The organism is Thalassobacillus cyri (genome assembly GCF_900107755.1).
Lineage (GTDB): Bacteria > Bacillota > Bacilli > Bacillales > Halobacillaceae > Thalassobacillus > Thalassobacillus cyri.
Genome location: NZ_FNQR01000005.1, coordinates 221,775 through 227,774 on the forward strand (window position 1 = coordinate 221,775; position 6,000 = coordinate 227,774).

A 6,000-nucleotide genomic window follows, 5' to 3' on the forward strand; every position below is an offset into this window, starting at 1 on the left:
GTGTTCAAAATAAATCTCCCTTTCAAGACCTCTTTCCATTGAAATCCCCTAATTCTTGTTCAATAAATGATACCAATTTTTCTTTCACACTAAATCCAAGATAAGATTCTTCTAAAAACGATCGATACTGATTCCTATTTCCTTCGATTTTCCATAACTGCACCTGAATAATGGGAAGGATCTCTTGCTCTGCAGGTATGAAGAAAGAATAAAATTGTTCCCGTATTTTCCTGTTGATTTCGATGGCATTAACTTTATCCATCTTCCTTAAATATAGATACTTCTTTGTACTGCCACCATCAAACACGTTCAATTGTAACTCAATCACTATAGTTCAACTCCCTTTTTGCTGATCATAATCCTATCCTTCTTTGACAACTTTTATGTAAAGGCTTGAAACTACCGTCTATTATTTCCATCAGTTAGTTAATCCTCCTTCAAATCTAACCCCTAACGTGCAAGAAGAGGTATCAATTACCACATCTTTATCATCGGACATGGCACTCAGGTTTGAAGTAATAAAAGACATAATAACTTTTATCCTCCAAGAAGCTTCCTAATTTCCTCAATTTAACGTAGGCTATTAACTTTCGGAACAATTTGCTGCTTTGGCTTGCTTTTATTTTTTCGAAAATCTAGCTCATTCAACAGGCTGTCCAAGGATTGTGAAACTTCTACTACTTGGGGATTCAGAGGGTCATCTAAATATAAAGTGTACATTTTGTTTCTTAATTGCTCGACTTTGTCCTCTAGCTCTTTATCATTCATGGCCAGCACCTCCTTTTTATGCTGATTTTATCTGATTGATGGGAACGCCTATTGGAGAGTGTGCCATTTCATGGTAGGTTAATTGAACACAGGCTCTTCCAAATGACCTAAGGATATAATGAAACGTTCATTTTTCTTATCAATATATAGGCTATACAGTTGATAAGGTTCAATTCCCAACTCCTCTTTTATCTCTTTGGGGATGTTGATTGCATTTTTTTCTGTGACATACCTTTTGTTATAGATGCTGTCTGGGTTCGCTCTTTCAATAAAAATGTTCCGTTTATCACATGTAATATCCACTTCCTCTCCGATATTAATTCCGAACACTCTGCACCACTTGACAGGCATATAAATGACAGGGTGTTTAGGCAATTGCCTAGAGCGATACTTTTCCAGTTCCATAACGATTCCCCTCCTTCATTTCTTCTATTATCCATCTATTTGTATCGACAAACTCAGATTTAATAAAACAAGTCTAAAGGTTCACTTTATCCATCTAAAAGTACTACCTTCGTCCATCGGTTAGTTCCTAAAACCTCAACAAAAAAATTCCCTCCCTAGAATTTTAACTCTATAGAAGGAAATTTTGGTTTACTAAAGGAAGCTTGTAGTTCTCGATCAAGTCCAAATGAAAGGAACATTTAATTTGCCAGGTTGCCTTTCTAACCTCACAGAAATATCACAGAATAATAATAAGTAGACGAAACGACACGAAAGCATGTTCCTGTATAACTGAATTTTTCTTTCGTATATCATACAAAAGAAATGGCCCGAATCCATAAAAAGCCGAAAATATGATACTTGTAAGACTATCCATTTCTTCATTTTTTTCGTATAATTGAATAGATAGTGAAAATTAGCGCCTTTTTATAAGCTGGATCTTATAATGGGCGCTTCTTTCTCTTGCATACTGAATTTTATTAACGGCAAGCATTATTAGATAATCACTAACGAACTAGAATACCCTCGAGATAGAGTAGAAAGGGAGATCGGTATTGGGTTTATTTGGGTTTTCACAAGATTTAGGAATTGATTTAGGCACAGCGAATACGTTGGTTTTTATAAAAAACAAGGGAGTCGTAGTCCGTGAGCCCTCCGTAGTAGCTCGTGACATTACGACAGGCAACATTGAAGCGGTCGGGAATCCTGCCAGAAATATGATTGGACGTACGCCTAGCAATATTTCTGTGGTACGACCTATGAAAGACGGTGTCATCGCTGATTATGATACTACCGCTGAAATGATGAAGTATTATATCAACAAAGCGATGAAAAATAGATCGAGTTTTGCGAGAAAGCCGAATGTTATGATCTGTGTGCCTTCAGGCATTACGATGGTTGAGGAACGTGCAGTCATTGATGCAACTAAACAAGCTGGAGCGAAAGAAGCATATCCGATTGCTGAACCTTTTGCCGCTGCTATCGGAGCAGGACTTCCTGTATGGGAACCGACTGGAAGCATGGTTGTGGATATCGGTGGAGGTACTACCGAAGTAGCGATTATTTCCTTAGGCGGAATTGTGACCTCTCAATCTATCAGGTTAGCCGGTGATGAAATGGACGATGCGATCATTCAATATATCCGGAAACAATACAACTTGATGATTGGAGAGCGTACCGCAGAAAATATCAAAATGGAAATAGGTGCAGCCGGCAGTCCGGAAGAAGAAAAAGAAATGGATATCCGTGGAAGAGATTTATTGACAGGACTGCCAAAAACAATATCTATCAACGCTGCTGAAATTTCTGGAGCATTAAAAGATACAGTAGATGCTATTATCGATGCTGTGAAAAACACACTGGAAAAAACACCTCCTGAGCTGGCAGCTGATATCATGGACAGAGGAATTGTATTGACTGGTGGGGGTGCTTTGCTGAAGAATATGGATCAAGTTATCAGCGATGAAACAAAAATGCCTGTTTTTGTAGCTGATGATCCGCTTGATTGCGTAGCGATCGGTACGGGGAAATCCTTGGAATACATCCATCACTTCAAGGCACAGCCTAACGTGGCTTCAAGAGCCAGAATGGAGTAACTGAAGCTTCTATGCCTTCATTTTTCAAAAAAAAACGACTTATACTTGTACTCGTCAGTTTCATTTTGCTCGTAGCATTGATTGGTTTTTCGCTAAGAGAGCGGAGTGAACTAACCTGGCCGGAGAAATTTGTCCATGATTCGGTCGGGTGGATACAAACTATATTTAACCAACCCGTACAATTCATCCAAGGCACATACGAAAATATACAAGATATCAGTAAAACATATGAGCAGAACGAAATATTGAAATCACGTCTTTCCCAATATAAAAGTATCATGCAAGAAAATCAGATGTTGAAAAAAGAAAATGAAGAACTTCGTTCAAGCCTCGATTACCAGGATAGCCTGACAGATTACGATCCTATTGATGCATCAGTCATAGCAAGGAGTTCTGAGAGATGGTTTAGCCAGATGATTGTGAACCGTGGAGAAGCCCATGGGGTCAAGAGAAATATGGCAGTCATCACAGGCGAAGGAATGATAGGGAAAATTCAGTCGACCGACAAATTCCATTCTACTGTCCGTTTACTCAGCGGTTTCGGTTTATCCAACCGGATTTCTGCCTGGATCTGGCAGGAAGATCAGCCGATTCATGGCCTGATTCAGGGATACGATGAAGAAACCGAGTCATTATTATTAAAAGAAATTGACTATGACGCAGAGATTAAGGAAGGAGAAAAGGTTGTTTCTTCTGGTAAAGGCGGAGTCTTTCCTGCAGGGTTACTGATTGGAGAGGTTACTAAGGTTGAAATGGATCAGTATGGTTTGACACAAACGGCCTACGTAGAGCCTGCTGCTGATCTATATGATATCAATCAGGTAATGATTGTAGACAGGAGCATGCCTACCTATGATATCGAGCAACAAGATGAGGAGGAAGAGGAATGATACAACGATTCTATCTTCCTTTGATTTTAATTTTTCTCCTTGTATTCCAAGGTCTGGCAATGAGCCTGCTGCCAGCAAATTTAGCATATTCGGATTTATTGATTACACCTCATTGGGTCCTTGTCATCCTTATCCTTATCACTGTTTTTTTTGATAATGATGATACCTATTACTCCTTGTTATATGCTATCCTTTTCGGTCTATTGATTGATATGGTTTATACAAGTATTTTAGGGGTCTATATGTTCACGTATGGAATCGTCATCTATTTACTTCATGGTTTTAAAAAAATGCTTCACGGAAACTTTATTGTAGCGGTTCTACTAGCAGTACTTGGTCTGGTTTTGACAGAATTACTTTTATATACGATCTATTCCTTTGTCCAAGTGACCCAAATGACGTGGGAAGTATTTTTGACAAAAAGAATGCTGCCGACAGGGATAGCGAATCTTCTCTTCTTTTTACTTGCCTATCCTATAATAAAAGGAAAACTGGAAAAGTGGGCGGCAAATTTACTGAGCAACTGATCTTCTCTTTTGCATTGGGAAGCAGATCCTTGCAGGTTGGGGGGAACTAAGGTGATAGCAAATCAACAACTAATAACAATTAAAGGCACGAGAGACGGACTTATTTTAAAAATAGACGATCAATGTGCGTATGAAGATGTATTAGGAGAATTAAAAGAAAAACTTTCTTTGAATGCTTTGTTGGAAGAGGACCGGCTGATATCGGTGAAGATTCAACTTGGAAACCGGTATGTTACCAAGGAACAAAAAGAAAAGTTGAAAGAAGTAGTCAGGGACAACCAAAACCTAGTCGTCGGAAAGATAGAATCAAATGTACTTACAAAAGAGGAAGCTTCAGAATGGAAAAAGCATGCAGAGGTAAAACCTTTAGTCAGGGTGGTAAGGTCAGGGCAAGTAATCAATGTAGAAGGAGATCTATTATTGATCGGAGATGTCAATCCTGGTGGTAAGGTTATGGCTACAGGGAATATATTTGTAATGGGAAGCCTTCGAGGGATTGCACATGCTGGCGTTGACGGGGACTTCCGTGCTGTCATTGCCGCATCTTATATGCAGCCGAGCCAGTTAAGAATCGCCGATGCAATCAGCAGGGCCCCTGATCATGAAACAGAGGGTGTCTATATGGAGTGCGGCTTTTTAGATGAAGAAGCAGACAAAATCTTGATTGACCGTCTTCAGGATATCATTAAAAAAAGGCCGGACATCAGCAGTTTTGAAAGGAGAATGCTTAATGGGTGAGGCTATTGTTGTAACTTCTGGTAAAGGTGGAGTCGGTAAAACGACAACTACCGCCAATATCGGTACAGCACTTGCATTACTTGGCAAAAAGGTTTGCCTGATTGATACGGATATCGGGTTACGTAACCTTGATGTAGTAATGGGGCTTGAAAACCGTATTATTTTCGATCTTGTGGATGTGGTGCAAGAGCGGGTGAAAACCAAGCAGGCTCTAGTTCCTGATAAACGTTTCGATTGTCTGCAATTGCTTCCGGCAGCTCAAACAAGTGACAAGTCTGAAGTTACACCTGAAGCCATGAAAAAAATAGTAGACGAGTTGAAGCAGGAGTTTGACTACATAATCATCGACTGTCCGGCAGGAATCGAACAAGGGTTTAAAAATGCCGTAGCAGGTGCGGATAAGGCAGTTGTGGTAACCAACCCGGAGAAATCGAGTGTTCGGGATGCCGATCGGATCATCGGTTTATTGGAACAAGAAGATATCGAACCACCTAAATTGATCGTCAACCGTATCCGTCACCATATGGTCCAAAATGGAGATATGCTGGATGTGGACGAAATAGTATCCGTATTATCTATCGATTTATTAGGTGTGGTAGCGGATGATGATGAAGTGATCAAGGCTTCAAATAGCGGTGAACCTGTGGCATTGCACCCGAATACAAAGTCTTCGCTGGCCTATCGGAATATCGCTCGTCGGATATTAGGTGAATCGGTTCCATTGCTATCTTTTGATGAGGAAAAAGGCTTTTTTACTAAAGTTAAAAAATTCTTTGGAATTCGCAGCTGATCCCCTGGACTGTCTCTGTAGAGGCAGTCTTTTTTTGTTTACCCGCGTTGATTTTACAGTAAGGCTCCCTTTTGCTGAAGACTCAGTTTCGAGATAAACTGTTTCCGTTACGGTGGTGAGCGGTTGGAGGTCCGGGAAATCACTCGCTTTCCATGGGAGTACGGTGAGCTTCCTCGGGCTGAAGCCCTGCGGGATCTCACCATGTACTTTAATCCCATAGGAGTCTCGCAATTTCCCGGACCTCCTTG

At 40.3% G+C, this 6,000-nt stretch carries 8 protein-coding genes; 5 read left to right on the forward strand and 3 right to left on the reverse strand.

What is annotated here, in order from left to right; genetic code table 11:
- Window positions 1–22 precede the first annotated feature (22 nt).
- From BLV00_RS08590 to BLV00_RS08600, 3 genes are all read right to left on the reverse strand, one after another.
- Entirely contained in the window at window positions 23–328 is a 306-nt protein-coding gene (locus BLV00_RS08590) for a hypothetical protein (protein ID WP_093044445.1), read from the reverse strand.
- Window positions 329–570: 242 nt separating this feature from the next.
- Window positions 571–768, reverse strand: coding sequence for an aspartyl-phosphate phosphatase Spo0E family protein (locus BLV00_RS08595; protein ID WP_093044447.1), 198 nt, complete (start codon window positions 766–768; stop codon window positions 571–573).
- A 78-nt stretch (window positions 769–846) separates the two neighbouring features.
- Entirely contained in the window at window positions 847–1,173 is a 327-nt protein-coding gene (locus BLV00_RS08600; RefSeq protein WP_093044449.1) for a hypothetical protein, read from the reverse strand.
- A 593-nt stretch (window positions 1,174–1,766) separates the two neighbouring features.
- Between BLV00_RS08600 and BLV00_RS08605 the strand changes: the two genes are divergently transcribed.
- Genes BLV00_RS08605 through minD form a run of 5 tightly spaced genes read left to right on the forward strand, consistent with a single transcriptional unit; the run spans window position 1,767 to window position 5,752 of the window.
- On the forward strand, window positions 1,767–2,807 hold the full coding sequence (locus tag BLV00_RS08605; protein WP_093044451.1) for a rod shape-determining protein: 1,041 nt from the start codon (window positions 1,767–1,769) through the stop codon (window positions 2,805–2,807).
- Window positions 2,808–2,818: 11 nt separating this feature from the next.
- Complete coding sequence (gene mreC, locus BLV00_RS08610; RefSeq protein ID WP_093044453.1) at window positions 2,819–3,697, forward strand: rod shape-determining protein MreC; 879 nt, start codon at window positions 2,819–2,821, stop codon at window positions 3,695–3,697.
- The gene (gene mreD, locus BLV00_RS08615; RefSeq protein WP_093044455.1) at window positions 3,694–4,224 is read left to right on the forward strand and encodes a rod shape-determining protein MreD; all 531 of its coding nucleotides are present in this window, start codon (window positions 3,694–3,696) and stop codon (window positions 4,222–4,224) included. The genes mreC and mreD overlap by 4 nt, the downstream gene beginning before the upstream one ends.
- Before the next feature lie 51 nt (window positions 4,225–4,275).
- The gene (gene minC, locus BLV00_RS08620) at window positions 4,276–4,962 is read left to right on the forward strand and encodes a septum site-determining protein MinC (RefSeq protein WP_093044457.1); all 687 of its coding nucleotides are present in this window, start codon (window positions 4,276–4,278) and stop codon (window positions 4,960–4,962) included.
- On the forward strand, window positions 4,955–5,752 hold the full coding sequence (gene minD / locus BLV00_RS08625; protein WP_093044459.1) for a septum site-determining protein MinD: 798 nt from the start codon (window positions 4,955–4,957) through the stop codon (window positions 5,750–5,752). The genes minC and minD overlap by 8 nt, the downstream gene beginning before the upstream one ends.
- Window positions 5,753–6,000: the final 248 nt, after the last annotated feature.